This is a genomic window from Anoxybacillus dikiliensis (genome assembly GCF_050613275.1).
In the GTDB taxonomy this organism is placed as follows: domain Bacteria; phylum Bacillota; class Bacilli; order Bacillales; family Anoxybacillaceae; genus Anoxybacillus.
Window position 1 is genome coordinate 155001 of sequence record NZ_CP187112.1, and the last position, 26406, is coordinate 181406.

A 26406-nucleotide genomic window follows, 5' to 3' on the forward strand; every position below is an offset into this window, starting at 1 on the left:
CCCAGTAAACGGCGGCCGTAACTATAACGGTCCTAAGGTAGCGAAATTCCTTGTCGGGTAAGTTCCGACCCGCACGAAAGGTGTAACGACTTGGGCACTGTCTCAACGAGAGACCCGGTGAAATCATAGTACCTGTGAAGATGCAGGTTACCCGCGACAGGACGGAAAGACCCCGTGGAGCTTTACTGCAGCCTGATATTGAATGTTGGTGCGACATGTACAGCATAGGTGGGAGACTGAGAAGCCTGGACGCCAGTCTAGGTGGAGTCGCCGTTGGGATACCACCCTTGTCGTACTGAGATTCTAACCCGCACCCCTGATCGGGGTGGGAGACAGTGTCAGGTGGGCAGTTTGACTGGGGCGGTCGCCTCCCAAAGCGTAACGGAGGCGCCCAAAGGTTCCCTCAGAATGGTTGGAAATCATTCGAAGAGTGTAAAGGCAGAAGGGAGCTTGACTGCGAGACCTACAAGTCGAGCAGGGACGAAAGTCGGGCTTAGTGATCCGGTGGTTCCGAATGGAAGGGCCATCGCTCAACGGATAAAAGCTACCCCGGGGATAACAGGCTTATCTCCCCCAAGAGTCCACATCGACGGGGAGGTTTGGCACCTCGATGTCGGCTCATCGCATCCTGGGGCTGTAGTCGGTCCCAAGGGTTGGGCTGTTCGCCCATTAAAGCGGTACGCGAGCTGGGTTCAGAACGTCGTGAGACAGTTCGGTCCCTATCCGTCGCGGGCGTAGGAAATTTGAGAGGAGCTGTCCTTAGTACGAGAGGACCGGGATGGACGCACCGCTGGTGTACCAGTTGTCCCGCCAGGGGCACAGCTGGGTAGCTATGTGCGGAAGGGATAAGCGCTGAAAGCATCTAAGCGTGAAGCCCCCCTCAAGATGAGATTTCCCATCGCGTCAAGCGAGTAAGATCCCTTGAAGATGACAAGGTTGATAGGTCCGAGGTGGAAGCGTGGCGACACGTGCAGCTGACGGATACTAATCGATCGAGGACTTAACTAAGCACACAAGAAAAGCGTAGGCTAACCTGTTATCTAGTTTTGAAGGAATAAAAAAGCTTGACAACAAAAAATATTCCGTTATAATAACATTTGTCTAAAGCATTATTGCTCGGTGGCGATGGCGGAGAGGTCACACCCGTTCCCATCCCGAACACGGAAGTTAAGCTCTCCAGCGCCGATGGTAGTTGGCGGGACACCGCCTGCGAGAGTAGGACGTTGCCGGGCAAAAGATAAGTTATTCCGCAGTAGCTCAGTGACGAGCGATGCTTCATCGATTAAGCTTCGAGTTGCCTCGACGCATCCGTCATCGTGGAGTGTGCGAGTAGAGGAAGAGGCAGTAAAGTTACGTAACATGTTGATGAAGCACAAATAGATTAACTTTAACGGATCATTCCGCAGTAGCTCAGTGGTAGAGCACTCGGCTGTTAACCGAGCGGTCGTAGGTTCGAATCCTACCTGCGGAGCCAGTGCTTCCATAGCTCAGTTGGTAGAGCACTTCCATGGTAAGGAAGAGGTCACCGGTTCAAGCCCGGTTGGAAGCTTGTGTGTCGCATATTGGCCCGTTGGTCAAGTGGTTAAGACACCGCCCTTTCACGGCGGTAACACGGGTTCGAATCCCGTACGGGTCATCTCTTATGGAGGATTAGCTCAGCTGGGAGAGCACTTGCCTTACAAGCAAGGGGTCGGCGGTTCGATCCCGTCATCCTCCACCATATACATCATGTGGCTAGAGTAATTAAAGATTGCGCCGGCTTAGCTCAATTGGTAGAGCAACTGACTTGTAATCAGTAGGTTGCGGGTTCAAGTCCTGCAGCCGGCACCATCCGCGGAGGGGTAGCGAAGTGGCTAAACGCGGCGGACTGTAAATCCGCTCCCTTTGGGTTCGGCGGTTCGAATCCGTCCCCCTCCACCATTGTGATGTTTCATCAATGGGCTATAGCCAAGCGGTAAGGCAACGGACTTTGACTCCGTGATGCGCTGGTTCGAATCCAGCTAGCCCAGCCATGTATATGATGAGCCATTAGCTCAGCAGGTAGAGCATCTGACTTTTAATCAGAGGGTCGGAGGTTCGAGTCCTCCATGGCTCACTTTTTGCGGAAGTAGTTCAGTGGTAGAACACCACCTTGCCAAGGTGGGGGTCGCGGGTTCGAGTCCCGTCTTCCGCTCCATGGGGCCTTAGCTCAGCTGGGAGAGCGCCTGCTTTGCACGCAGGAGGTCATCGGTTCGATCCCGATAGGCTCCATATCGTTGAAACCTTAGGCACTCTCTTGCCTAAGGTTTTTTGTTATTATTCATAGAATAAATATTCAAAAAGTTGTCGAGTTGAGCCAACTATTTCTCCTCATGTACAATAAAATACAGATGCAACGAGGGGAGGAGAACTAAGATGAACATTTCGATTATTGGTGTACCGATGGACTTAGGACAAACGCGGCGCGGAGTAGATATGGGACCGAGCGCCATTCGCTATGCGGGTGTTGTTGAACGTTTAGAGCGTTTAAACCATGATATCGAAGATTTGGGAGATATTCAAATTGGTCGTGCGGAGCGCGAACAAGATGTGACTAATCCAAAATTACGAAACTTGAAAGCGGTTGCGGAAGCGAACGAAAAACTGGCTGCTACAGTTGATGAAGTCGTGACGCGAGGCCGTTTTCCGCTTGTGCTTGGCGGGGACCATAGCATTGCGATCGGAACGCTTGCGGGAGTGGCTAAACATTATAAAAATTTAGGTGTCATTTGGTATGATGCACATGGAGATTTAAACACAGAAGAAACATCGCCTTCTGGAAATATTCATGGCATGCCGCTTGCTGCAAGTTTAGGACTTGGTCATCCTGCTTTAACAATGATTGGTGGCTATAGCCCAAAAGTAAAACCAGAACATATTGTAATTATTGGTGCTCGTTCGCTAGATGAAGGGGAAAAACAATTAATTAAAGAAAAAGGAATTAAAATATATACGATGCATGAAGTCGACCGGCTCGGCATGACAAAAGTAATGGAAGAAACGATTGCTTATTTGAAGGAACGAACAGATGGTGTGCATCTTTCCTTAGATTTAGACGGACTTGATCCACATGACGCACCGGGTGTTGGAACACCGGTAATTGGTGGACTTACGTATCGCGAAAGCCATTTAGCGATGGAAATGTTAGCTGAAGCGCAAATCATCACTTCAGCGGAGTTTGTTGAAGTTAATCCGATTTTAGATGAACGGAATAAAACAGCTGCAACCGCTGTTGCTTTAATGGGATCATTGTTTGGTGAGAAGCTTGTATGAGAGGGTGGCATGATGTCCCCCTCTCTATTTTTTAAAAAATATTTACATACTCATTGCGATTTATGGAACTTTGCTTTATGTTATTCGTATAAAATAGTAGCCCCCGTGCGGAGGTAAATATTGAATGGACATGTTTATTAAGCAACGTATTAAAGCGATAAAAAAAGGAGATCAAAGTGCATTCGCTGATATTGTTGAAATGTACAAAGATAAAATTTATCAACTGTGCTATCGTATGTTAGGGAATCGTCATGAGGCAGAGGATGCTGCCCAAGAGGCGTTCATTCGGGCGTATGTTAATATTCATACATACGATCCGACGATGAAATTTTCATCTTGGCTCTATCGTATTGCGACCAATTTATCCATTGATCGTATTCGCAAAAAAAAGCCGGACGTTTATTTAGACGCAGAGGTATCAGGAACGGACGGGCTAACGATGTACTCCCAACTCGCAGATGAAGGTGCCTCTCCAGAAGATGCGCTTGAGAGTCTAGAATTGCAGCAAACGGTTCAAGAAGCGATTTTAAAACTGCCCGAGAAATACCGTACTGTCATCGTTTTAAAATATATTGACGAGTTATCGCTACAAGAAATTAGTGACATTTTAAACTTGCCGATTGGTACAGTGAAAACGCGTATTCATCGTGGCCGTGAGGCATTGCGTAAACATTTAGGCCACTTATGATGAAAAGGAGTGAGACAAATGCCATGCTCTGAAAAAATTGTCCAATGGATGCATGATTACTTGGACGGAGACATTCAAAAAGAGGAAGAACAACAATTGCGCAGCCATATTCAACAATGCGAAGCATGCCGAGAGCATTTTTACGCGTTGAAAAAAACAGTGGCCTTTGTTGAGAACGTTTCACACATGACCCCTTCGGACGATTTTGTGAAAAAAGTGATGTATAATTTACCACGAGAAAAGCGTCGCGTGCGCTGGAAACGATGGTTTACTCATCATCCGTTTTTAACCGCCGCATCGCTGTTTATCTTGTTAAGTACAAGCAGCTTATGGGCAGTTTGGCAAGAGGATAATGAATTTTCATTTTCTAAACAAGAACATTTAATTGTTCAAAATCATACTGTCATCGTGCCAGAAGGAAAAGTCGTTGAAGGTGATATTGTTGTCCGAAACGGAGATATTAAAATTGAAGGAGAAGTGCACGGCAATGTGACGGTCATTAACGGCCATAAATATTTAGCTTCTGCTGGCGAAGTTACCGGACAAATTGAAGAAGTTAATGAAGTATTTGATTGGATTTGGTATAATGTAAAAAGAGTCGGTTACAATATCGCCAAAACATTAACGAAATAGCCATCCATATTGATGGCTTTTTTACATGTGAGAGCAATTAGAATGAGTGAAGGAAGTGTAAGAATGCCATTTGGAGAGCTCCCGACATTTGTAAATTACCTCATTAAGTTTGTAGACATTCTTGTTGTCTGGTTCGTCATTTATAAGCTTATTATGCTTGTGCGCGGTACGAAGGCCGTGCAACTGCTTAAAGGAATTATTGTCATCATTCTCGTCCGAATTGTAAGTAGCTTTATCGGATTAAGTACGTTGCAATGGTTGATGGATCAAGCGATCACATGGGGTTTTTTAGCTATCATTATCATTTTTCAACCTGAGCTACGCCGAGCGCTCGAACAGCTTGGAAGAGGCAAATTGTTTTCGCGAAGCACAACGCCTGAAGAGGAAGAACAAACGCACATGATCGAAGCGATTGTAAAAGCGACAGAGTATATGGCTAAACGGCGAATTGGGGCTCTTATTTCCATTGAACGAGAAACAGGTATGGGCGATTATATTGAAACTGGCATTCCTTTACAAGCACATGTTTCATCAGAGTTGCTTATTAACATTTTTATTCCGAACACGCCGCTTCACGATGGAGCTGTCATTATTCAAAAAAATCAAATTGCCGCAGCGTCATGCTACTTGCCATTATCGGAAAGCCCGTTTATTTCTAAAGAACTTGGCACAAGGCATCGCGCTGCATTAGGTATTAGTGAGGTGACAGACAGCATTACCGTCGTTGTGTCCGAGGAAACAGGGGCGGTTTCTGTTACGAAAAATGGGGAGCTTTACCGCGACTTAAAGTTAGATGTATTGCGAGAATTGCTGACGAAAGAGCTCGTTCAACCAAAGACAACTTCTTCATCCCGTTGGCAGTGGAGGGCGAAAAAAAGTGGATAAATGGATGAATAGCCCATGGTTTATACGTATTTTTTCTTTGCTTTTAGCGCTTATGATTTACGTTTCAGTCAATATTGAAACGCAATCTAATAGCACGTCGCGCAACACAGTCGGGCAAACCGATGTCGAAACGGTGACGGACGTTCCAGTCGTGGCGTATTACGATCAAGAAAACCTTGTTGTTTCTGGTATCCCACAATCCGTTAATGTGATGCTTGAGGGACCGAAAAGCATCGTCACGCCAACAAAGCTGCAACGAGATTTTGAAGTATATGTTGATTTATCTAAACTGCCAATTGGTAAGCATACAGTTCCGTTGAAATACCGAAATATTTCTGAAAAGTTACGCGTTACGATTGATCCAGCTACAATTACGGTAACGATTGACGAGCGTGTGTCAAAAGATTTTCCGGTCGAAGTGGATTTCATTAATAAATCACAAATGGCAGACGGTTATTCACCGGAGCAGCCAATTGTTAAGCCAAATATTGTGAAAGTGACGGGAGCAAAAACGTTAATTGACAAAGTGGCGTTAGTGAAGGCACGTGTCGATTTAAAAGGAGTCGAAGAAACGATTGAGCGAGAGTCGAAAGTGACGGTGTATGATAAAGAAGGAAATGTGTTGCCTCTTGATGTTGAGCCGTCTATCGTTGACATTACTGTGCCAATTAAAAGCCCAAGCAAAACTGTCCCATTAAAAATTGATCGAAAAGGAACGCTGCGAGAAGGATTAAGCATTAGTAAAATGGAAGTGATTCCGAGCGAAGTAACGATTTTTGGACAAAAAGCAAAAATTGACGACATCGAATTTATTAGCGGCATTGAAGTCGATTTAAGCAATATTACAAGCAATACAACTTTACAAGTCGATGTACCTGTACCAAAAGGGGTCAAAGCAGTGGACCCAGCCAAAGTTACAATTTTAATTGAAGTGGAACAAGAAAAAGAGAGAACGTTTGATCAAGTTCCAATTGAAATCATTGGACTAAACGACGCATACAAGGCTGAATTTATCGATCCTGCTGATCAAAATATTACGCTAACGGCTTTAGGGGCTCAACGTGTATTGAACGCTATTCAACTAAAAGATATTGAAGTATACTTAAACGTTAGTGAATTAGGTATCGGTGAACATGATGTGCCTATTGAGGTCAATGGACCTCAAAACGTTCGCTGGAAACTACCGCAAAAAGAAGCAACGATTCGTATTACAAGAAATGAGTAATGACAAAAGGAGCGATAGCATGGGTAAGTATTTCGGAACAGACGGTGTTCGAGGGATTGCCAATAGCGAATTAACGCCAGAGCTAGCTTTTAAGATTGGACGTTTTGGCGGCTACGTATTGACGAAAGATAAAGACCGTCCCAAAGTGTTAATCGGGCGTGATACGCGCATTTCTGGCCATATGCTTGAAGGAGCGCTTGTTGCTGGATTGCTTTCTATCGGAGCAGAAGTGATGCGCCTCGGTGTTATTTCTACACCGGGTGTAGCGTATTTGACAAAAGCGTTAGGAGCACAAGCAGGGGTTATGATCTCTGCTTCGCATAACCCTGTTCAAGATAACGGCATTAAATTTTTCGGGCCGGATGGTTTTAAACTTTCTGATGAACAAGAGTTAGAAATTGAAGCGCTTCTCGATAGTGAACAAGATACGTTGCCACGTCCGATCGGGAAAGATTTAGGGCAAGTAAACGACTATTTTGAAGGCGGACAAAAATATTTACAATACTTAAAACAAACGGTAGACGAAGATTTCTCAGGCATTCACGTCGCGCTTGATTGCGCGCACGGTGCCACATCGTCGTTGGCGACGCATTTATTTGCTGATTTAGATGCCGATGTGTCTACGATGGGCGCATCTCCAAACGGATTAAACATTAACGAAGGTGTCGGTTCGACACATCCAGAGGCGTTGGCTGCGTTTGTAAAGGAAAAAGGAGCCGATGTTGGCTTAGCGTTTGATGGCGATGGCGATCGATTAATTGCCGTCGATGAAAATGGCCACATCGTTGATGGGGACCAAATTATGTACATTTGTGCGAAATATTTACATGAACAAGGGCGCTTAAAACATCAAACAGTCGTCTCAACAGTGATGAGCAACCTCGGTTTTTATAAAGCGCTCGAGGCGCAAGGAATAAAAAGTGTGCAAACAGCTGTTGGCGACCGTTATGTCGTGGAAGAAATGAAAAAGAACGGTTACAATTTAGGTGGAGAGCAATCGGGGCATATTATTTTCCTTGATTACAACACGACAGGCGATGGCCTGTTGACAGCGTTACAGCTTGTCAACATTATGAAAGCGACGAAAAAGCCGCTTTCTGAGCTAGCGGGAGAAATGAAAAAATATCCACAAAAACTCGTGAACGTGAAAGTAACGGATAAACATGAAGCCATTGCAAATGAAGAAGTACAACGCATCATTCGTGAGGTAGAAGAAGAAATGGCTGGAAACGGTCGCATTCTCGTTCGCCCATCAGGGACGGAACCGCTCGTTCGCGTGATGGCAGAAGCGCCAACAAATGAACTTTGCGATCAATACGTCGAGCGCATTGCGTCTGTTATTCGTGAGCGCTTTGGCGCACAATAATTGTTTCGGTAAACGATATGCATAAATGGAACGGTTTATTCCATTTATGCATATTTTGTTTATACAGGGGTAAGCGATTCACATTGACGTTTGCCTCTTTGTTGTTGTAAACTATTGTTGTTTGACATCTTACATGAAAGGAGGATAGCGGAAAACAACTGTATAAAAGCGCCTGGACTAAGCTTGGACGGGAAAAAAGCTTAGTTGACGAGGAGGAGGTTTATCGAGTGTTCGGCGGATGCCTCCCGGCTGAAGCGATGACAGCCGCAAGTTCTTTCTTAAAACAAAGAGGCGACTCTTTGCACAAAGGAAAGAACGTTCATCGCCATTTCATCAATTATTTAAGGGGCAAGAGCCCCTTCTTGCCCCAATGATTAGGGAGGATTTTTTATGTGCGGAATCGTTGGTTATATTGGTGAACAACCATCAAAAGAAATTTTATTGTACGGATTAGAAAAGTTAGAGTATCGAGGATATGACTCTGCAGGGATTGCGTTATTAAATGAAAAAGGTGTACACGTATTTAAAGAAAAAGGACGGATTGCCGACTTGCGTGCCGTCGTCGCAGAAGATGTAGATGCGCCGCTTGGCATCGGTCATACACGTTGGGCGACACATGGCGTACCAAACCGCATCAACGCCCATCCACACCAAAGTGCATCAGGTCGCTTTACGCTTGTGCACAATGGGGTAATTGAAAACTACGAGTTGTTAAAACGTGATTATTTAGCGCACGTGTCGTTTCAAAGTGATACAGATACAGAAGTCATTGTTCAGTTAATTGAAACGTTCGTAAACGAAGGATTATCGGTAGAAGAAGCGTTTCGTAAGACGCTTTCGTTATTGAAAGGCTCGTATGCGATCGCTTTAATTGATGCAGAAAATGATGACATCATTTACGCAGCGAAAAACAAAAGCCCGCTTTTAGCTGGACTAGGTGAAGGATTTAACGTCGTCGCAAGCGATGCGCTGGCGATGTTACAAGTGACAAACCAATATGTTGAGTTAATGGATAAAGAAATCGTCATCGTCACAAAAGAAAGTGTGACGATTAAAAAGTTAAATGGTGAAGTAGTAGAGCGTGCGCCATATGTAGCGGAGTTGGATGCAAGCGACATTGAAAAAGGAACGTATCCTTACTACATGTTAAAAGAAATTGACGAACAACCGCTTGTCATTCGCCGTTTAATTGAAAAATATCGCAACGACCAAGGCGAGCTAGCGATTGACGAAGAAATCGTGCAAGCGGTAAATGAAGCCGATCGTTTATATATCGTCGCATGCGGCACGAGCTATCACGCTGGTTTAGTCGGCAAACAATTGATCGAAAACTGGGCGAAAATCCCTGTTGAAGTGCATATCGCAAGCGAATTTTCTTATAACATGCCGCTTTTATCAGAAAAACCGCTCTTTATTTATATTTCACAAAGCGGGGAGACGGCAGATAGCCGCGCGGTGCTCGTGCGCACGAAAGAGCTTGGCCATAAATCGTTAACGATTACGAACGTGCCGGGTTCGACATTATCGCGCGAAGCAGACTATACGCTTCTTCTTCATGCAGGACCGGAAATCGCGGTTGCATCAACGAAAGCATATACAGCACAAATTGCAGTACTTGCGATGTTAGCTGCGGTGGCTGCAAAAGCAAAAGGCATCGAGTTGAATGTTGATGTAACAAAAGAACTTGGTATTGTTGCGAATGCGATGGAAACACTTTGCGATGCAAAACATGAAATGGAACAAATTGCGCGCGAATATTTAGCGACAACACGCAACTGCTTCTTTATCGGTCGCGCAGTTGACTATTATGTCGTATTAGAAGGCGCATTAAAGTTAAAAGAAATTTCATACATTCAAGCAGAAGGCTTTGCAGGCGGGGAATTGAAGCACGGCACAATTGCGTTAATTGAAAAAGGCACACCGGTCATCGCACTTGCGACACAAGAACATGTGAATTTAAGCATTCGCGGGAACGTAAAAGAAGTTGTCGCGCGCGGTGCAAATCCGTGCATCATTTCCATGAAAGGATTAGACATGGAGGACGACCGTTTCGTCATTCCAGCTGTTCATCCAATGCTTACGCCGCTTGCGTCTGTCGTGCCATTGCAATTAATTGCTTACTATGCAGCATTACACCGTGGCTGCGACGTCGACAAACCGCGCAACTTAGCGAAGTCGGTAACGGTGGAGTAAAGCGTAGACATATATGATTGAGTGATAAAAACCACACGCCATTGATTACGATGCATGTAATCGGGCGTGTGGTTTTTTCATGTAAATATTTATGCCTTGTTGTTTCGTTTGTTTTGCTGATACAGTTGTACGATTTGTTCCTCTTGTTCGCGAATGATAACTTTTGGAACAAGGGTTGGTTTTTTGTTTTGATCGATGGCGACCATCGTTAAAAAGCATGTCGTTGTTAGGTGATGCTCGCCTGTAAATAAATCTTCTGTTTCGACTTTGACGAATACTTTCATGGATGTGCGCCCGGTCGAGTAGACGAATGCTTCAAGCTTTAAAATATCGCCTACTTTCGCGGACGAAATGAAATCAACTTTGTCGATCGAAACGGTGACGACTGCTTTTCGTGCATGGCGCATGGCGGATATTGCTGCAAGTTCTAAAAATGTTCTAATCACTTTTACAGTAAAGAAGAGCTGGGATGGTTTGAACTCCCTATTTTTCCTATGCACATCGATCTTAAATGATAAAGTACAATCTTCGATTTTTTACTTTATATAAAATTAATGTAAAAAAATGTTGACAGTTTTTTTTTTTTTTAATATTAAGTCAAATCAACTATTCAATTCACTTGGCGACTGACATGCATTTAATGTACTAATCTCAAGGGAGGTTGTTATTATTATGTTGAAGAAGAATTTGTTCACATCTCCACTTGCCGCCATTCTAGCTACTTTTGTATTAGGAGGGACTACTGCGGCTGAAACAATAGGAGATTCAACATCTTGGAGTTACTCTAATTACAACAATGGTTCGTACGTACCGAGAACAGGTAGTCTCAAATCGTATTTCGGATACGACGGCTTCTACTACATTAGAACAGAAAGTAAGTTTACTTTAGACTCATATAACGTGAGTCAAATCAAGGAATATAACAACGGTGGAGATAACCCTGGAACAAGTTGTGACAATTCTGCAGCATATTTTACTGTTGATATGACAGCTGTTCCTGATAATTCACTTGATTTAGAGATTAGTGCCTATGTTTCTACTACAAATTTACCCGATCCAAAATTCGATTTTGAGACAGACGGTGGAGTAGATAACCAAGAATCAGAAGTAGTTGCATTAGGAACAGTAGCTTCCCAACAGTATTTCTTTACAACAAACTGGGAAGATTTTAGAGATGGAGATAGTGGGGACAGTGGAGAAATACAATTAAACTTTGCTATGAGTAAAAAAGGTTTTGTTGACTACAACAACTGCATAAATGGCGGTGGCTATCGTGCGATTACTTACGGGGACAACCTTGGAAGACCATGATTAAAATCAGTCTGATAGTAAATAATTGTAAATAAGGAACTTTTATAGGTATAATTTTAAGGAGGTCATTAAGATGGCTTGGAGCAAAAAAGTTTTGTTAGCAGTAACTGGACTAAGTTGTGCGTTGGTCTTTACTTTTAATGTGGTTCAAATTGGAAATGCAACTTCTAACGGGAATAAAGAATCAGAGCTAAATTTTAGTAAAACAAATTTAATAGAACAGTATAAAAGTATTGAGAAAACAGAATTAGGTATAGTGTCAAGGCCGATTATTTTTTCCCCGAAATCGCCGGTTTAAAATTCCCCAGAAGGACCTTTCATTGATCCTTCTGTTTTTCTTCTTGGAGCCTCTTTTCCCGTAATCGATAGCTTTCCCCCTTTAGGTTGAAAATGATGGAATGATGCAGTAATCGATCTAACATCGCGGTCGCCAATACCGAGTCTCCCACGATTTCTCCCCATTCCCCAAAGCTTTTGTTGGAGGTGAGGATAATCGGGGCATGCTCGTACCGCCGGGCGATCACTTGAAATAAGTAATGAGCGCTGTTCGGGTCCAGTTTTAGATACCCCATTTCATCAATAATGAGAACGGTTGGCTTCACAAACATGCGAAGCTTTTTTTCCAGCTTTCCTTCCTGGTCGGCTTTTCTTAACTGAGTGACCAAATCATGGGCGGTAATAAAATACGTTTTATACCCTCTTGCGATCGCCTCCATTCCAATCGAAATAGCCAGATGTGTCTTCCCAATCCCCGGTGGACCGAGAAAGAGGATATTTTCTTTCCGGTCAATAAAGGACAACGTAAGCAGTTCTCGAATCCGGCGCTCATCCACCGAAGGCTGCGCGGTAAAATCAAACGTATCGATCGTCTTGCGATATGGCAGTTTGGACAGTTTGATGAGCGTTTGGATCGATCGTTCCTGTTTTTCGATGATTTCCGCCTCTAATAAGCGGAATAAAAACTCCGAATATGGTATATTATGAGTAGCTGCGTATTCTGTCATGGCGGACCATCGCTCTGCCATGACAGGCAAATGAAGACGGTGGCAATACTCGTGTATTTGTTCTTTCATGAGCTTTCCCCTCGCAGGAACGTGTCATAAACGGACAATGGACGAGTATCCACTTCCACCGAAACAGGCGAAATGGTGACGGCCGTTTCCGTCTGTTTCTTTTTGATTTTTTCGGCGAATGAAATCACTTTTTTCTGTTGGTTCAAGTAAGAAATCTCCTCCCCTCGATAATACAATCGAATATCCCCATTTAATCGCTCCTTCACCAGAATTTCTTTGCCCGCATACTCCGCCGATAGAAGCCATTGTTCCCCTTTGTAAGAGAAACTGCCATCCCAATGCACCTTCCGATAGGAAAGATAGCTCGTATCGTAATCGTTCAACGGGAGAGGTTTCAGCTGTTCCTCTGCCCAACGCTCTTGCGGAGGAATGCCGGTAGTGGCGTTTGGCTTCCGATTCGCCACTTGATCGAGCCAACGATGTAAAAGGAAATTTAATTCCTCGATGCTTTCAAACGCTGTCCCCACATAGAAGTGATCCATGATATACTGAATGGCTCGTTCGACTTTTCCCTTTGTCTGGGCCCGGTAAGGCCGGCACACTTTTGGAATAAATCCGTAGTAACTCGCAAATTCAGAAAATCGTTGATTCCATTTCACCACTCCTTGTTCCCGGCCGTCTGTAACGGTCTTCATATTGTCAAATAACACCTTCTTCGGAACCCCGCCAAAGTACTTGAAGCTCTGAATCAGGCATTCCATTAAGTGTTCCTGGTCCTGGCTGGTCGTAAATACCGCGTATTTCATCCGCGAATAGCCTAATGTGGCCACAAATAGCGATAACTTGACTTTTCTCCCTTCGATTATCACCTCCCCGACTTCTTTCCAATCGACTTGCATTTGTTCACCAGGAAGCGTTTCATAACGAACGGTGTATTTCTTTTTCGCCGTTTCTCGGAAAGGTTTTATATAGTCCTTTAAAATCGTCTTTCCTCCTGTATAGCCCTGTTGTCGAATTTCGAAAAATAACTTTTCGCTATTGAACACCCCATCCTCTAACATTCGTTTTTGAAGATACTCTTTAAATGGATCTAACTTGCTTTTTCTTTGTTTTCGCTTAGATTTGGAAGGGGGATTGGGGGAGTGAATATATTTTCGAACGGTTTTCCGATCAATCCCCAACTCCCTCGCAATATCGGAAATACTCATTCCCCTTTCGTACATCTCTTTGATCATAAAAAATTCCCCTCTCGTAATCATGAACCATAGCTCCTCTCGTTGACACTATGGTTCTATTGTAAGTGGGGAATTTTATTCCGGCTATATTGGGGATTTTATCATCGGCTTTAACATATAGAAAAATACAAGAAACTTATTACCGAAAAAAATAATGAAATCAAAAATAAAAAAGTTGAAGATATTAATACCACTATCACATTTTCTCGCCCATTAGAACTTAAGGAATTAAAGGAATTTGTAAAGAAACATAGTATCAATCCTCAACAATTTGTAGCACGTGCTGTGAAAGGCAATGAGCGTATAACACTCGCTTTTAAACCACACGTGGATGAAAAACATGTTAATATGGTGAAAAAGCAACTTAAAGAGGAATATAATGCGGAGTTTGTTGGTTTTATTGATATGTACGGTTTTGTGGATCATGAAGATTTAACCGCAATTGAAAATGACGAGGTTACTTTCCTTGCTGATACAACAGGAGATAAATATTTCTTGAAGTACGAAAAGGATAATGGTTTTGCCCATGCACTTTCTTGGTTATTAGAAGATGTTAAGAAAGAAAAAGAAGAAAAATAAATAATTAAAAAATCTTAAAGGGAGGATGCACTTACTTCCTTTAGGTTTTTCAACGGGAGTGAAATTATGTTCAATCCAGAACTTTATTTTTATTACATTTTGTTAATTATTTTTTCAATTTTTACTTATTTATTCTATAGAAGAACAAAAGATTTATTTAAAACACTTCTTATCACAATTACTGTACTTTTTTTTGTATCCGTAGTTTGCAGTATCAGTTTAGCGCTTAATTATTATCAATCACTCAAACCAAGTACAGAAGGTATTGGAATTTCCAATGTAGTCTCATATTGGCTAATAGGGGAGGATGCTTGGGCACCAGTGTGGACTATTCAACTATTTAAAAAGGCTTATTCCATTTCTTTATGGATTACACTTATTTTGCTCAGTTTTCTCATAATTCTTTTATTCATGAAAAAAACAAAACGAAAGATATGAACTAAAAATACTGCACGCACGAAAAAAAAATAGCTCCAATAGCCATTTTCTCCCATGTTTTGACCATTTTGTCCGCACTCATTCTTCTCGCAAGCCATCTGGCAATAAGCTAAGCGGACAGGATGGAGCTCAGAAATTTTTTACCATATTTTTCTGATTGTACAGAGTGACCACACGCCATTGATTACGATGCATGTAATCGGGCGTGTGGTTTTTTCATGTAAATATTTATGCCTTGTTGTTTCGTTTGTTTTGCTGATACAGTTGTACGATTTGTTCCTCTTGTTCGCGAATGATAACTTTTGGAACAGGGGTTGGTTTTTTGTTTTGATCGATGGCGACCATCGTTAAAAAGCATGTGGTTGTTAAGTGATGTTCGCCTGTAAATAAATCTTCTGTTTCGACTTTGACGAATACTTTCATGGATGTGCGACCGGTCGAGTAGACGAATGCTTCGAGTTTTAAAATATCGCCAACTTTCGCGGACGAAATGAAATCAACTTTGTCAATCGAAACGGTGACGACGGCTTTTCGTGCATGACGCATGGCGGATATTGCCTGAATTTCTAAAAATATTCTGATCACTTTTAAAGTAAAGAAGGTAACTATTCACCCCGATAGTAGTATGTAAAGAAGCGCAACACAAATAGGGCATCCCCGTGATAGAAAATGCCCTAAGTGGTAGAAAGAATACGATCGAGCGTTTCGCTCGTCAACAGAAGACATAACGAGTCCCACACGTTTTTTTCGTGTTTCGTCAGTGTGGCAACGATGCTTCTTGTGATGCAAAAAGACTGGGCAAATGTTTCTTCTCGAAACGTACCCGAAATGTTCTCTTTGACTTTAACCATGCGAAGATCGCGTTCGGCTTGGTTGTTGTCAAAGGGCACATGCACTTCACATAAGAAACGCAGCGCTTCTTCCTTTCGTTTTTGAAGCCGTCGAATAAAAGCGAGTGCTTTTTTCGGAAGAGGCGTCATCGTTTCCAATCGGTGCTGTGCTTTCGCTAGGATGCGATCATACACTCGTTCCCATCGTTTCGCTTCTTCTTCGGAAAGTGCACCGTGATGAGCTTCGACTGCCTGTTTGGCGGCTAACAGAAACGTGGTCATGCGCGGTGCCCATGTATGCCCTTGTTCAATGAATCCTTTTAGCTCACGTAAATGATGGGCATGGCAAAGAGCATGTGTGGCTTTTGTGTATCTCGGATACGTACCGAACGCATCATGCATCATCGTTCCTTCATATCGGGGAAGAATCCCAATGTCATCGGTCGCTTTCTTCCCACGAGAAGCGTGAGAAGCCAAGTACGTATATTTCGATGTACACGCGACATGCACCCATGCGAGTTTCCCATTGATGCGCAAACTCGTTTCATCGACATGCAAGATGTTAGAGTCAAGTAAGGCGTCTTCGATCATGTCCATATTGGATTCCAGCGCTTCGCGTCCTCGTTTCACCATATTGGCAAGAGTTCCTGTACTGATTGGGTGTTGATATAATGCTTCGATCGTATCACTCAAACGTTTATAAGGAATTAATTGAACATGGTGCAAATATACAGCGAGCGCCGTGAGCCGTGGAACGTATTGCACATGATTCGTGACATGTGGTGGAAACTCCGCTTGTTGAACACATCGGCAATGTGGACAGGATTTCACTTCACGCTCATGTTGTGTCACTTCGATCGTCACGGGAGGGAGATCGAACACTTGACGGATATCGACTTTGAACGGTTTGACTTCACACAAAGAAGCCCCACATCCTTGACACGTGTTCACACGATGGACGACACGATGATGTGGATATTCCACTTGACGGAGCGTCGTTCCTTGATGTCCTTCCTGTCCACCTGGCTTATTGCCAGATGGCTTGCGAGAAGAATGGGTGTGGACAAAACGGTCAGAAGATGGGGGCAAATGGCTATTGGAGCTGTTTTTTTTCGTGCGTGCTTCCAGCTCTTGAACGCGATACTTGAGTTGTTCATTTTCTTTGCGTAGCTGTTTGTTTTCGTGACGCAAATGTTCATTTTCTTGAATGAGTTGATGAATGAGCTGTTTTTGTTGTTGGACTTTGCTGATTAAGCTCTCAACTGTAAATACAGCTTGTTGTACCGTCAACATGCGATTCACCTCCTTGTCTATCAATATTCACATCATAGACAGGAAAAGCAAAAAATATTCAGCTCACTTTATGATGTGGCTGAATAGTTACATTCTATCTAATGAATTATTAAGGTCTGTCATTTCTGTGGATAGTGAACAGATTGTGTTTAAACAGGTTAAATTAGATATGGATAGCTATGAAATACCATTATTTAACCTATCTGAATATTCACATGATAGTGCAATCTCACTAGTTGAAGAAATTACTAAAAATATGACAGAAGTCGTCTTAAACAATCCTTTAGATGAGCTACTATATACTGTTGCAATTTTTGAATTACATCAAAAGTACATTGTGGTGTTTGTGCTATCTCACAACATTGCAGACTTATCTAACAAACACATTTTGATTAAACAATTTATGAATGTATTAAGCGGTCATAAATTAGAAAATAGACCGGAATATAAAGATTTCATAGAGTTTATGGATAGTAAAAATAAATTAGAGTCTATTAGTAGTTGTGATTATACAAAACGACTTCTAAAAGCAAATGAAAATCGAGTTAAAGTACAAAGTAGTGATGATTTGTTGGTACTGAAGTTTCATTTCGATAATGAACTCAGAACAACATTCGATATGATCGATAAAATGAATTATATCAGTACTCAGATTCTATCTAGGGTTATTGGACAAAAAGAGTTCATCTATATACATGCACTTTAAGATGATGACTTCTGTATGAACACCTTTTTCCATGGTTATACTGCTCCTAAATACTCATGTGTAAAAGGAGCGGAAAGGACATGAAACGTCTTAAAATTACAAATGATCACGGTTGGACACCTCGAACACTTCGGAAACAAGAACGGAAAATCAAAGATGCTTCCCTTCGTGTTCGGGTGACTGCCGTTCGTCTCGTCATGGAAGGGTTTCTTGGAAAAGATGTCGCAAAAATGGTTAATCTATGCCGTCAATCGGTTGCACTTTATGTGGCACGTTTTAATGAAGGTGGGCTCGATCATTTACTCGATCGTCGCTTGCCACCTGGTCGCGTGCCATTTCTGACGGAAGAACAACAACAGGAGATCAGACAACTTGTGTTAACCACCACCCCTGTGGATGTCGGCTGGGGCATTTCTTCGTCATGGAACACACGTATATTGCAATCTTACATCCAACAAACTTATGGCGTTTCGATGTCACGGGAAGGCATCCGAAAGTTATTGCATCGTCTTCGCTTGTCATGGACACGCCCGACCTATAAGCTCGTCAAAGGCGATCCAGTGCGTCAAGCAGCCTTTGAAAAAGAACTCGAGTTTATAAAAAAAAACTAATCACGGAAGAAATCGTTTTGCTTCATGTCGATGAGACGCATGTTCGCGCCTATCAAGCGCTTCGTACGACATGGGCAGAAGTAGGCAACCAAAAACAAGTCCCGAGCTACGGTCACCACGCTCACGTGTCCATTTTTGGCGCAGTCGACGTGCAACAAGGGGACGTCGTGTTTCATCGTGCTTCGTCTGCCAATGCCGAGACGTTTCTAGACTTTTTACATCTGTTGAAAGAGAAATATGCGAATCGATTCATCGTGCTTGTGTTGGACAACGCGCGTATTCATTATGCCAAGATGGTGCGAGCATTCCTTGATAGTCAAGAAGGTGCTACTTTTCACTTTATCTTTTTGCCACCGTATTCCCCACAGTTAAACCCTATTGAACGGCTATGGAAGTGGCTAAAAGATGAAGTCATTGCTAACGTCTTGCATAGAGATCAAAAAGACATCGCCCAGTCGATTACTCGGTTTGAACAGCACGTCTTACAGCACCCAGATGAGGTGTTACGCCGCATCGGGTGTGCTGCGTGAATCAGAGGTTAAAATGTCAATTTGGATGTATATATCAATTGTTTGGGATTGCACTTACCATTTGCGAATATCCCCTACTTCTTCACTTTCTAGGATCTTGATTCCTTGTTCATTAACTATATCTATATACTTTGCGCTACTTTCAATATAAAAAGCAATATAATTATACTTAATATCCTTATAAGAAAAACTGTTTGTAGATTCTGATGTAGTGTTGCCGTATATAATTTTTACTGTATTTTTATTTAATTGGATATCTTTGATAACTAGCTCACTATTATCTAAATAGCTGTTTCTTGCAATTAGGATCGAAAAGATATATCCGTCTTGAATCCCTCTCTCTCTTTTAATTACCACCACATCTCTTTTTTGAAGAGACTTTAGTATTTTGGAGAAGAAGTATATCTTACCTATAAAGCTTTGAACTTTTAGATTGAACATTTTATTTTGTTCTAGTTTAAATTTTGTTATATTCAATATTAAACAACCTTTCACTTTAATATATATATGTTTAAAATATAATCAAGTATATAAGATTTTCAGAAAGGGGATGTAGTAATGAATTCACAAAAGATCCTAATTTCTTTTATGTTTTTACTTCTTGTAATCTTGGCCGGTTGTAATAATGCAACTACTAGGAGCGTCTCTGAAGTCGATAAAAATTCTTTGCCTATAGGGACAGTAGTTAAATTAAAGGAACTAGATGAAAAAATAATGATTTATGGAAATAACGTCACTCGAAGCACAGATAACAAGAAATATAGGTACCTAGGCTGTTTTTATCCAGATGGTTTTACTTCTAATGATTATAATGTATTTTTTAATGCTAATGATATCGAAGAAGTTTACTATTTAGGCTACAAAGAATGATTATTATAATTACTAAGTAAGGGAAGTCTGCTACGTAAGTAAACTTCCCTTCGGCATTCTTTAAAGGCTAGTTCTCAGAATTTTCTCTTCTTGATTTTCATATCCTTTAAATACCAATGTTTCGATAGCGTCCTTGTTAAAGAAAATATTATACGCATTATTGATAAATCCGTGAGGATAAGGACATCCTACATAATCGTATTGTTTTCCTGTAGTAGACTGCACTACATTTCTTCCATATATCATTACCAAATAATTAATACCATCTAATTTTACTACGCTACCTATTGGTAGAATATCTTTCATAATCATACAGATACCTAGCCTTTCAATTCAATTCCCCAACCAAAGCCTACACCAAGGGCTGTATAAGCTTTTACTTTAGTTTTACTAATATCATATTTTGCTCCAATTGATCCTACTCCTATAGAACCACTGATTGATATTGATTTCTTCGTAAATGGGATCTTGATATCGATACTTGATGAGTATTTATGGAGTGTAGCCTCTCCACCAATTGAAATCCCCTTTTTATTGGCTTTGGCATGCGCTTCAACTTCCCCAACAGATACTTTCGCTTCTCCACCTACATATTTGCTTTTTGCAGAGACACTAGCGCCTGGACCACTGCAGCTTGCTCCCCTCCTACTCCCCAACCACTGGAGTATCCCTTACTTACAGAACAATTCGGTGTATGAATTGCAACACCCATAACACTGATCCTCCTTTAGATCAAAAAATAAATTATCGCCCATATTATACCACATAAATATAAAAATGGTGTATTTGATAACCTAAAATTGAGCCACTTTTCAACGGTTCGATCACATAAATCTCCGTTTCCGACCTATAAGCTCGTCAAAGGCGATCCAGTGCTTCAAGCAGCCTTTGAAAAAGAACTCGAGTTTATAAAAAAACTAATCATGGAAGAAATCGTTCTTCTTCATGTCGATGAGACGCATGTTCGTGCCTATCTAAACATGGGTTAGTCAAATAACACTCGCTTTTATGGCGAGATTTTTTTATTTTTTCGCTTTACATTGACGTTACGTAAACGTTTATAGTGAAATTGTCAGGAGGTGATTGGGTGGAATATACGGTGCAACAGTTAGCGAAATTGGCGGGGGTGACGAGCCGAACGCTAAGGTATTACGATGAAATCGGTCTGTTGAAACCGGCAAGGGTTAATGCATCAGGCTATCGCATATACGGACAAAAAGAGGTAGACCGGCTCCAACAAATTTTGTTTTATCGCGAGCTTGGTGTGGGGTTAGAAACGATTAAGCAAATTGTCACATCCCCGTCATTTGATGACGTACAGGCGTTGAAGCAGCATCGTGAAAAACTCTTGGCAGAACGGAGGCGGTTAGAGGCGCTAATCGCCAATGTCGAAAAAACACTATTAGCGAAGGAAGGGAGAATCGTGATGAGCGACAAAGAAAAATTTGAAGCGTTTAAACAGCAGCTTATTGACGAAAATGAACAAACATACGGCAAAGAAATTCGGGAAAAATACGGTGACGAGCAAGTGAACAAATCGAACGAAAAAGTAAAAAACATGACGCAAGCCCAGTACGAAGAAGTGACAAAACTAGGCGAGGAAGTGTTGCGCGTATTGTATGAAGCATTTTTGACTGGCGATCCAGCAGGGGAGCTTGCACAAAAAGCAGCAGATTTACACCGTCAATGGTTAAGCTATTTTTGGGATCATTATTCAAAAGAAGCACATGCAGGATTGGCGCAAATGTATGTAGATGACGAACGATTTAAAGCATACTACGATCAAAAACAATCGGGAATGGCGGAGTTTCTTCGTGACGCCATTTTCATTTACACAGGCAAAAAGTAGGCAGGCATAAGCCTGTCTTTTTGCATTGTAAAAGGTTGAAAAAAGGTGTATATTCAAATGAGAATGATAATCAAATTTAAAAGGTGATAGCGATGGAACAACTATACGATGTGACGATTATTGGAGGCGGTCCGGCGGGGCTGTATGCGACGTTTTATAGTGGACTTCGAGAAATGAAAACAAAACTGATTGAATATCAGCCACAATTAGGTGGGAAATTGCATGTATATCCCGAAAAAATGATTTGGGATGTTGGGGGACATGCTCCGATTACGGGAGAGAAATTACGTGAGCAACTTGTTAAACAAGCGATGACCTTTCATCCAACCGTTGTATTAAATGAAAAAGTTGAAGCGATTCGGCGAAGAGAGGACGGGATATTTGTTTTACAAACATCATCCGGACAACAACATGTGTCGAAAACGGTCATTATTGCAGTAGGAAGCGGTATATTGAAACCGCAAAAGCTTCAAATTGAAGGAGCCGAAAAATTTGAAATTACAAATTTACATTATACGGTGAAATCGTTAAAACAGTTTAAAGGGAAAACGGTGATCATTTCAGGGGGTGGCAATACGGCAATTGATTGGGCAAATGAACTTGTGCCGATTGCCAAAAAAGTATACGTCACTTATCGCAATGAGTCGTTAAAAGGACATGAAGCGCAAGTGACGCAGTTGTTAAATAGTTCAGCTACTTGCTTTTTCCATACGTCCATTACTAAGCTAATTGCCTGTTCCAACCATGAAGTGATTGAGCGAGTGGTGCTGACAAATCATGAAACGGGCGATGTGTTTGAACTCGAGATAGATGACGTCATTATTAGCCATGGGTATGAACGGGATGCTTCATTGCTTGTGAATAGCGAGTTGCCAATTCAAATGATAGACGAATATTATATTTCAGGGAACGCAAGAGGGGAGTGCTCCGTTCCAGGTTTGTATGCGGCGGGGGACATTTTAAAATATGATGGGAAGTTATACTTGCTTACCGGGGCGTTTCAAGATGCAGCGAATGCGGTCAATAGTGCGAAGCGATTCATTGAGCCGACCGCTGATCCGCACGGGATGGTTTCATCTCACCATGAAGCATTTAAAGAGCGAAATCGACAATTAATGAAACAAATGTTAAATAAATGACAGGATGTATAAACTCGTTTGTTTCAACGCAAACTTTCGGTAAAACAAACGAGGTGAATATCGTGTTCAAACAACGGACGATATGGATGATGGTGTTGGCGTTATTTATGTTGACGGCGTACAGTCAGCCAATTACTGTGACAACGAAGCAAATGAAATATACAAATGAACTGATGGAAGTCGATTTAAACATTCCGATCGTATCCGGCTCGATCAACCAATCGTTCCAACGCCAAGTCAATCGTTTATTGCGAAAGGAATCGCTTGATTTAAAGCGTGAAGTAGAAAAGCAAGCGCGAGAAAATATGGCAATAAGCAAAAAAGAAGGGTTTCCTTATCGCTTGCATGCTGCGGTCAGCCGTTTTGATGTGACATATAACGAACATGGCATTTTAAGCATCCCGATGACGTTATATAGCTATACAGGCGGTGCGCACGGAATGACAGTGAAAGTGCCAAACAATTTCGATTTCCATACAGGGAAATCGTTGCAACTAAGCGACTTATTTAAAAAAGGAACGAAATATAAACAAGTGATTATAGACGAAGTGATTGCTCAAATAAAAAAAGAAAACGATTTGTATTTTGACAACGCCATCGCTGTTGTGCAAAAGATGACAAATGATCAACCTTATTATATTACAAAAGATGGTATTGTCGTTTATTATGGACTTTATGAAATAGCCCCATACGCCGCAGGCATTCGTGAATTTCTTATTCCTTTTTCGATCTTGCGGCCATATATGAAAATCAAGCTAGCGCCTTCATCGCGCTAGCTTAATTATTGTTGAGAGGTAACAACCTCTTTTTTCGTTGTTTTTGTCATGGCTGCCCAACCCTCAAGAGCTAGGAAAATGCATAAAACAAAAAGGACGAAAGCTGATCCGGCTAGTAGCCAATTTTGCGTTAAGGCATTTTGATACATTAAAACACAAAGGGCAGCGATCGTTACAACGAGCATAAACACCATCGGGATGACAACATAAAACGATTTCGCTCCTATTTTTATAAGCCATGCGGAAACAGCTAGCAAAGCGAGCGCCCCAAGCATTTGGTTGGCTGCTCCAAAAAGCGGCCAAACGGATTGCCATGTTCCTGATAATGCAAGTGCACCAGCACCGATAAGACCAACTGTTGTTGCAACATGGTTATTTTTCAGTGCCGTTGTACGTTCTTCGCCTAACTCTTGAATGGCATAGCGCATTAATCGTGTTGCTGAATCTAAAGTTGTTAATAAAAATGCTGATGCGGTAAGGGCAGTAAATGTTATCGCTGTCGCCTCCGGAATGCCCACATGGGACATAAAGTAGCCGACACCAGCAGAGAATGTGCCGATTGGTCCACCAAGTTCACTCATGCGTGTAGCGAAGTCTGCTTGTGTTAAATATGCGACTGTGCCAACCGAGATAATAGCTAAAAAGCTCTCTAACAACATACCACCATAGGCGATGAACTTTCCGTTTTTCTCATTATCAAGTTGTTTTGCGGTTGTACCAGATGAAACGAGCGAATGAAAGCCGGAAATGGCACCGCAGGCAATGGTAATGAATAAAATTGGGAATAAAAACCCGAGTTTTTCATGGTAAAATCCGGTGAACGCTGGGAACTTGATAGTTGGTGCAGCGATAATCATGCCGATAGCTGCCCCAGCAATCATACCGTATAACAAAAATGAGTTTAAATAATCTCGTGGTTGCAGCAAGACCCAAACAGGCAATACCGACGCAGCGTATGCGTAACCGAGCAAAATGAGCGACCATGTTGTTGCGCTTAAAGAAAGAGGGTATTGAATGCCTAACCATACTGATAACAGCATGGCAGCAACGCCTAATACACTAGCAAAGGCTAAGTTCATTCTCATTTGATTTACGAGAAAACCGAACACAATCGCGATACCAAGAAATAAAACAGATGCCGTAGCAGCCTGTGGGACAGCAACAAATGTATTCGCAACTAAAATAATAAATACCCCGACGACGAGCATGAGCGTCGCGATAGAGAAAGTCAAAAACAATACTTGTCCACGATTACCCATATATTGTTTAATAATCATTCCGATCGATTGTGCTTTATGGCGAATAGAAGCTTGTAGCGATGTATAATCATGGACGCCCCCGATGAAGATACCTCCAATCATAATCCATAAAACAGCCGGAAACCAACCGAACACAGCAGCAGTGATGGGTCCGACAATCGGGCCACCTCCAGCAATGGTAGCGAAATGGTGTCCAAGCAAAACAGGTTTTTTTGCTGGGACGTAATCTATGCCGTCATACATTTCGTGTGCCGGTGTTTTACGATCACCGTCTACTTTCAATTGTTTTTCAAGAAAACGTCCATATGTGAAATAGGCGATAAGTAAAATAATTCCACAAATAAGAAGCAACGTTAATAAATTCAATGCATACCCTCCTCAAACGGTTTTTCGAAAACATCTGTTAACGGAAGAGCTTTCCGATGAGTAAATCGTTCTTTTTTGTTTAAAGCGATGATGGCCAAATAACATTCGAGCCAACCGTGTAAACCGAAACGAATAAATCGCAGCTTTCGAAAACGTTTCACCTCCTTTATGGCATCAACATGTGCCTCCGGTGCGACAATTGCCCCGATAAAAACGGTAGACATATGATCTTGATGACTAGATAGGTAATTTGGCAGCGAGCGAACGAATGCTTCAGAAAACTGTATGACGTCCTCTTTTGTCACTATGTCGTTTTTTGGCCATACAAAAATAAATTGTTCATTTTCGACGGCCCAAATTTTAGACTTTTTTGTCATAAAATATTTCTCATCACGCCGATGGTAATGAGCATAAAAAGGTAGAGAAAATGCTTCAAGTTTTTCATCCCGATAAATATCGAAATAAGGTGTAAGAATGGTTGATAGCGTATGGATATAGTTGTTTGTGTTCATTAGTAGTCACCTTTTTAATTTTCTGAATATTATTATATTTATAAATGTAAAACATTTCAATAGTTTCATTTATTTTTCCTAAAATTCTATTTAATAGTTTGATAAATGTATTTTATTTTTCTGAAAATTGTGTTAAAATACACTCAAAAAGGAGTTGCATGCATGGTTGAGAAGCAGCTAAAGGATCGCATTATTGAGACGGCGCTTACGTTGTTCGAAAAGTATGGATATCACGGGGTGACGGTTGACCGCATTGTTGCGGAGTGCGGCGCGTCAAAGGGAGGATTTTATCATAACTTTAAGTCAAAAGATGAACTGCTTTATCACATTCATGATGTATTTATTACGTATGTGCTAAATAAAGCACAAGAAGCATATGTAAAATATAAGACGCCGACAAAGCGGTTATGTGCGATCATTCGGTCGTTTGTAAGGGTTTTTCATATTTATAAACCGCATATTACGGTGTTCAATCAAGAGGCGGCGTATTTAAAGCCGGAATATGCTGAAAAAATTAACGAAAAACGTGAACGGTATAAGCAAATTATTTTTCAAGTGCTTCGTGAAGGTATTGAGGCGAAGCAGTTTCGCGCAGAGCTGTCTGTTGAACTCGCAGGCTTGTCGATTATTGGCATGGTAAACTGGATGTACAAATGGTATAAGCCCGACGGTCCGATGTCAATTGAACAAATTGCGGCCGCTTTTAATGATTTAATTCTACATTCGCTATTGACAGAGGAAGCGAAGCGAGATGAGGACATTTCGTCATTCCTTTTGTCGCGCGTAGGCGACGAATGACGGATGCTTC

At 41.8% G+C, this 26406-nt stretch carries 26 protein-coding genes, 10 tRNA genes, 2 rRNA genes and 3 pseudogenes (1 of these 41 cut by a window edge); 31 read left to right on the forward strand and 10 right to left on the reverse strand.

Going from position 1 to position 26406, the window contains the following annotated elements; genetic code table 11:
* From ACPF7I_RS00870 to glmS, 19 genes are all read left to right on the forward strand, one after another.
* Positions 1-1008: ribosomal RNA gene (locus ACPF7I_RS00870) — 23S ribosomal RNA — on the forward strand (it extends 1918 nt beyond the left edge of the window).
* A gap of 107 nt (positions 1009-1115) precedes the next feature.
* Positions 1116-1232 (forward strand): 5S ribosomal RNA (rrf, locus tag ACPF7I_RS00875).
* A gap of 167 nt (positions 1233-1399) precedes the next feature.
* A tRNA-Asn gene (locus ACPF7I_RS00880) sits at positions 1400-1474 on the forward strand.
* Positions 1475-1476: 2 nt separating this feature from the next.
* Positions 1477-1549 (forward strand) — tRNA-Thr (locus ACPF7I_RS00885).
* A gap of 15 nt (positions 1550-1564) precedes the next feature.
* Positions 1565-1636 (forward strand) — tRNA-Glu (locus tag ACPF7I_RS00890).
* An 8-nt stretch (positions 1637-1644) separates the two neighbouring features.
* A tRNA-Val gene (locus tag ACPF7I_RS00895) sits at positions 1645-1720 on the forward strand.
* Positions 1721-1754: 34 nt separating this feature from the next.
* Positions 1755-1830, forward strand: a tRNA-Thr gene (locus ACPF7I_RS00900).
* A 5-nt stretch (positions 1831-1835) separates the two neighbouring features.
* Positions 1836-1920 (forward strand) — tRNA-Tyr (locus tag ACPF7I_RS00905).
* A 17-nt stretch (positions 1921-1937) separates the two neighbouring features.
* A tRNA-Gln gene (locus ACPF7I_RS00910) sits at positions 1938-2012 on the forward strand.
* A gap of 10 nt (positions 2013-2022) precedes the next feature.
* Positions 2023-2095, forward strand: a tRNA-Lys gene (locus tag ACPF7I_RS00915).
* A gap of 6 nt (positions 2096-2101) precedes the next feature.
* Positions 2102-2176, forward strand: a tRNA-Gly gene (locus ACPF7I_RS00920).
* A 1-nt stretch (position 2177) separates the two neighbouring features.
* Positions 2178-2250: transfer RNA gene (locus tag ACPF7I_RS00925), tRNA-Ala, on the forward strand.
* A gap of 144 nt (positions 2251-2394) precedes the next feature.
* Positions 2395-3291, forward strand: coding sequence for an arginase (rocF, locus tag ACPF7I_RS00930; RefSeq protein WP_004577755.1), 897 nt, complete (start codon positions 2395-2397; stop codon positions 3289-3291).
* A 124-nt stretch (positions 3292-3415) separates the two neighbouring features.
* Positions 3416-3979, forward strand: coding sequence for an RNA polymerase sigma factor SigW (sigW, locus tag ACPF7I_RS00935; protein WP_004577756.1), 564 nt, complete (start codon positions 3416-3418; stop codon positions 3977-3979).
* An 18-nt stretch (positions 3980-3997) separates the two neighbouring features.
* Positions 3998-4612, forward strand: coding sequence for a zf-HC2 domain-containing protein (locus ACPF7I_RS00940; RefSeq protein ID WP_430745352.1), 615 nt, complete (start codon positions 3998-4000; stop codon positions 4610-4612).
* Between the two features lie 63 nt (positions 4613-4675).
* A complete protein-coding gene (gene cdaA, locus ACPF7I_RS00945) occupies positions 4676-5497 on the forward strand; it encodes a diadenylate cyclase CdaA (RefSeq protein WP_430745350.1) in 822 nt (273 codons plus the stop codon).
* Positions 5490-6722 (forward strand): CdaR family protein, encoded by a 1233-nt coding sequence (locus ACPF7I_RS00950; protein WP_430745348.1) that lies wholly within the window; start codon positions 5490-5492, stop codon positions 6720-6722. The genes cdaA and ACPF7I_RS00950 overlap by 8 nt, the downstream gene beginning before the upstream one ends.
* A 19-nt stretch (positions 6723-6741) precedes the next feature.
* Positions 6742-8088 (forward strand): phosphoglucosamine mutase, encoded by a 1347-nt coding sequence (gene glmM / locus ACPF7I_RS00955; RefSeq protein ID WP_430745347.1) that lies wholly within the window; start codon positions 6742-6744, stop codon positions 8086-8088.
* 390 nt (positions 8089-8478) lie between these two features.
* The gene (glmS, locus tag ACPF7I_RS00960) at positions 8479-10281 is read left to right on the forward strand and encodes a glutamine--fructose-6-phosphate transaminase (isomerizing) (protein WP_430745345.1); all 1803 of its coding nucleotides are present in this window, start codon (positions 8479-8481) and stop codon (positions 10279-10281) included.
* Between the two features lie 89 nt (positions 10282-10370).
* Here glmS and ACPF7I_RS00965 read toward each other — a convergent pair.
* A pseudogene (locus tag ACPF7I_RS00965) lies at positions 10371-10709 on the reverse strand (acyl-CoA thioesterase); the annotation flags it as partial.
* Between the two features lie 244 nt (positions 10710-10953).
* On the opposite strand from ACPF7I_RS00965, the gene ACPF7I_RS00970 reads away from it, so the two are divergent.
* Positions 10954-11592, forward strand: a complete 639-nt coding sequence (locus ACPF7I_RS00970) for a hypothetical protein (protein WP_430745344.1) — start codon at positions 10954-10956, stop codon at positions 11590-11592.
* Positions 11593-11665: 73 nt separating this feature from the next.
* A complete protein-coding gene (locus ACPF7I_RS00975) occupies positions 11666-11890 on the forward strand; it encodes a hypothetical protein (RefSeq protein ID WP_430745342.1) in 225 nt (74 codons plus the stop codon).
* A 19-nt stretch (positions 11891-11909) separates the two neighbouring features.
* Here the strand turns inward: ACPF7I_RS00975 and istB are convergent, their stop codons facing one another.
* Entirely contained in the window at positions 11910-12665 is a 756-nt protein-coding gene (istB, locus tag ACPF7I_RS00980; protein WP_430745154.1) for an IS21-like element IS5376 family helper ATPase IstB, read from the reverse strand.
* On the reverse strand, positions 12662-13864 hold the full coding sequence (gene istA, locus ACPF7I_RS00985; RefSeq protein ID WP_430745153.1) for an IS21 family transposase: 1203 nt from the start codon (positions 13862-13864) through the stop codon (positions 12662-12664). Before istA ends, istB begins: the two co-directional genes overlap by 4 nt.
* A gap of 261 nt (positions 13865-14125) precedes the next feature.
* Between istA and ACPF7I_RS00990 the strand changes: the two genes are divergently transcribed.
* Positions 14126-14419, forward strand: coding sequence for a hypothetical protein (locus ACPF7I_RS00990; protein ID WP_128999481.1), 294 nt, complete (start codon positions 14126-14128; stop codon positions 14417-14419).
* A 415-nt stretch (positions 14420-14834) separates the two neighbouring features.
* Positions 14835-14990 (forward strand): annotated as a pseudogene (locus tag ACPF7I_RS00995) (IS66 family transposase); the annotation flags it as partial.
* A gap of 95 nt (positions 14991-15085) precedes the next feature.
* On the opposite strand, the pseudogene ACPF7I_RS01000 reads toward ACPF7I_RS00995, so the two are convergent.
* Both ACPF7I_RS01000 and tnpC read right to left on the reverse strand, forming a co-directional pair.
* Positions 15086-15424 (reverse strand): annotated as a pseudogene (locus ACPF7I_RS01000) (acyl-CoA thioesterase); the annotation flags it as partial.
* Positions 15425-15531: 107 nt separating this feature from the next.
* The gene (gene tnpC, locus ACPF7I_RS01005; RefSeq protein WP_430745340.1) at positions 15532-16980 is read right to left on the reverse strand and encodes an IS66 family transposase; all 1449 of its coding nucleotides are present in this window, start codon (positions 16978-16980) and stop codon (positions 15532-15534) included.
* A 169-nt stretch (positions 16981-17149) separates the two neighbouring features.
* On the opposite strand from tnpC, the gene ACPF7I_RS01010 reads away from it, so the two are divergent.
* From ACPF7I_RS01010 to ACPF7I_RS01020, 3 genes are all read left to right on the forward strand, one after another.
* Positions 17150-17686 carry a hypothetical protein gene (locus ACPF7I_RS01010; protein ID WP_430745339.1) on the forward strand — a complete coding sequence of 179 codons (537 nt, stop codon included), beginning with the start codon at positions 17150-17152 and terminating at the stop codon, positions 17684-17686.
* A gap of 80 nt (positions 17687-17766) precedes the next feature.
* Positions 17767-18297 carry a helix-turn-helix domain-containing protein gene (locus ACPF7I_RS01015; RefSeq protein WP_430744046.1) on the forward strand — a complete coding sequence of 177 codons (531 nt, stop codon included), beginning with the start codon at positions 17767-17769 and terminating at the stop codon, positions 18295-18297.
* A 17-nt stretch (positions 18298-18314) separates the two neighbouring features.
* On the forward strand, positions 18315-18827 hold the full coding sequence (locus ACPF7I_RS01020; RefSeq protein ID WP_128999662.1) for an IS630 family transposase: 513 nt from the start codon (positions 18315-18317) through the stop codon (positions 18825-18827).
* A 54-nt stretch (positions 18828-18881) separates the two neighbouring features.
* Here the strand turns inward: ACPF7I_RS01020 and ACPF7I_RS01025 are convergent, their stop codons facing one another.
* On the reverse strand, positions 18882-19304 hold the full coding sequence (locus ACPF7I_RS01025) for a hypothetical protein (RefSeq protein WP_035020725.1): 423 nt from the start codon (positions 19302-19304) through the stop codon (positions 18882-18884).
* A gap of 81 nt (positions 19305-19385) precedes the next feature.
* Here ACPF7I_RS01025 and ACPF7I_RS01030 point away from each other — a divergent pair, with 81 nt between their 5' ends.
* The gene (locus tag ACPF7I_RS01030; RefSeq protein ID WP_055442027.1) at positions 19386-19697 is read left to right on the forward strand and encodes a DUF4176 domain-containing protein; all 312 of its coding nucleotides are present in this window, start codon (positions 19386-19388) and stop codon (positions 19695-19697) included.
* A 60-nt stretch (positions 19698-19757) separates the two neighbouring features.
* On the opposite strand, the gene ACPF7I_RS01035 is transcribed toward ACPF7I_RS01030, so the two are convergent.
* Together ACPF7I_RS01035 and ACPF7I_RS01040 are read right to left on the reverse strand one after the other, a co-directional pair.
* Positions 19758-20009 (reverse strand): DUF4176 domain-containing protein, encoded by a 252-nt coding sequence (locus ACPF7I_RS01035; protein ID WP_055442026.1) that lies wholly within the window; start codon positions 20007-20009, stop codon positions 19758-19760.
* Between the two features lie 8 nt (positions 20010-20017).
* Positions 20018-20353, reverse strand: coding sequence for a hypothetical protein (locus ACPF7I_RS01040; protein ID WP_430745336.1), 336 nt, complete (start codon positions 20351-20353; stop codon positions 20018-20020).
* A gap of 431 nt (positions 20354-20784) precedes the next feature.
* Between ACPF7I_RS01040 and ACPF7I_RS01045 the strand changes: the two genes are divergently transcribed.
* From ACPF7I_RS01045 to ACPF7I_RS01055, 3 genes are all read left to right on the forward strand, one after another.
* On the forward strand, positions 20785-21546 hold the full coding sequence (locus ACPF7I_RS01045) for a MerR family transcriptional regulator (protein WP_043964508.1): 762 nt from the start codon (positions 20785-20787) through the stop codon (positions 21544-21546).
* 92 nt (positions 21547-21638) lie between these two features.
* Positions 21639-22685: an NAD(P)/FAD-dependent oxidoreductase gene (locus ACPF7I_RS01050; protein ID WP_430745334.1), complete on the forward strand. Its 1047-nt coding sequence runs from the start codon at positions 21639-21641 to the stop codon at positions 22683-22685.
* Between the two features lie 62 nt (positions 22686-22747).
* Positions 22748-23461: a DUF3298 and DUF4163 domain-containing protein gene (locus ACPF7I_RS01055; protein ID WP_430745332.1), complete on the forward strand. Its 714-nt coding sequence runs from the start codon at positions 22748-22750 to the stop codon at positions 23459-23461.
* Positions 23462-23466: 5 nt separating this feature from the next.
* On the opposite strand, the gene ACPF7I_RS01060 is transcribed toward ACPF7I_RS01055, so the two are convergent.
* Together ACPF7I_RS01060 and ACPF7I_RS01065 are read right to left on the reverse strand one after the other, a co-directional pair.
* Positions 23467-25086, reverse strand: coding sequence for a carbon starvation CstA family protein (locus tag ACPF7I_RS01060; protein ID WP_430745330.1), 1620 nt, complete (start codon positions 25084-25086; stop codon positions 23467-23469).
* On the reverse strand, positions 25083-25598 hold the full coding sequence (locus ACPF7I_RS01065; protein WP_430745328.1) for a hypothetical protein: 516 nt from the start codon (positions 25596-25598) through the stop codon (positions 25083-25085). The genes ACPF7I_RS01060 and ACPF7I_RS01065 overlap by 4 nt, the downstream gene beginning before the upstream one ends.
* Before the next feature lie 162 nt (positions 25599-25760).
* Here ACPF7I_RS01065 and ACPF7I_RS01070 point away from each other — a divergent pair, with 162 nt between their 5' ends.
* The gene (locus ACPF7I_RS01070; protein ID WP_003398510.1) at positions 25761-26396 is read left to right on the forward strand and encodes a TetR/AcrR family transcriptional regulator; all 636 of its coding nucleotides are present in this window, start codon (positions 25761-25763) and stop codon (positions 26394-26396) included.
* The last annotated feature ends 10 nt before the right edge of the window (positions 26397-26406 follow it).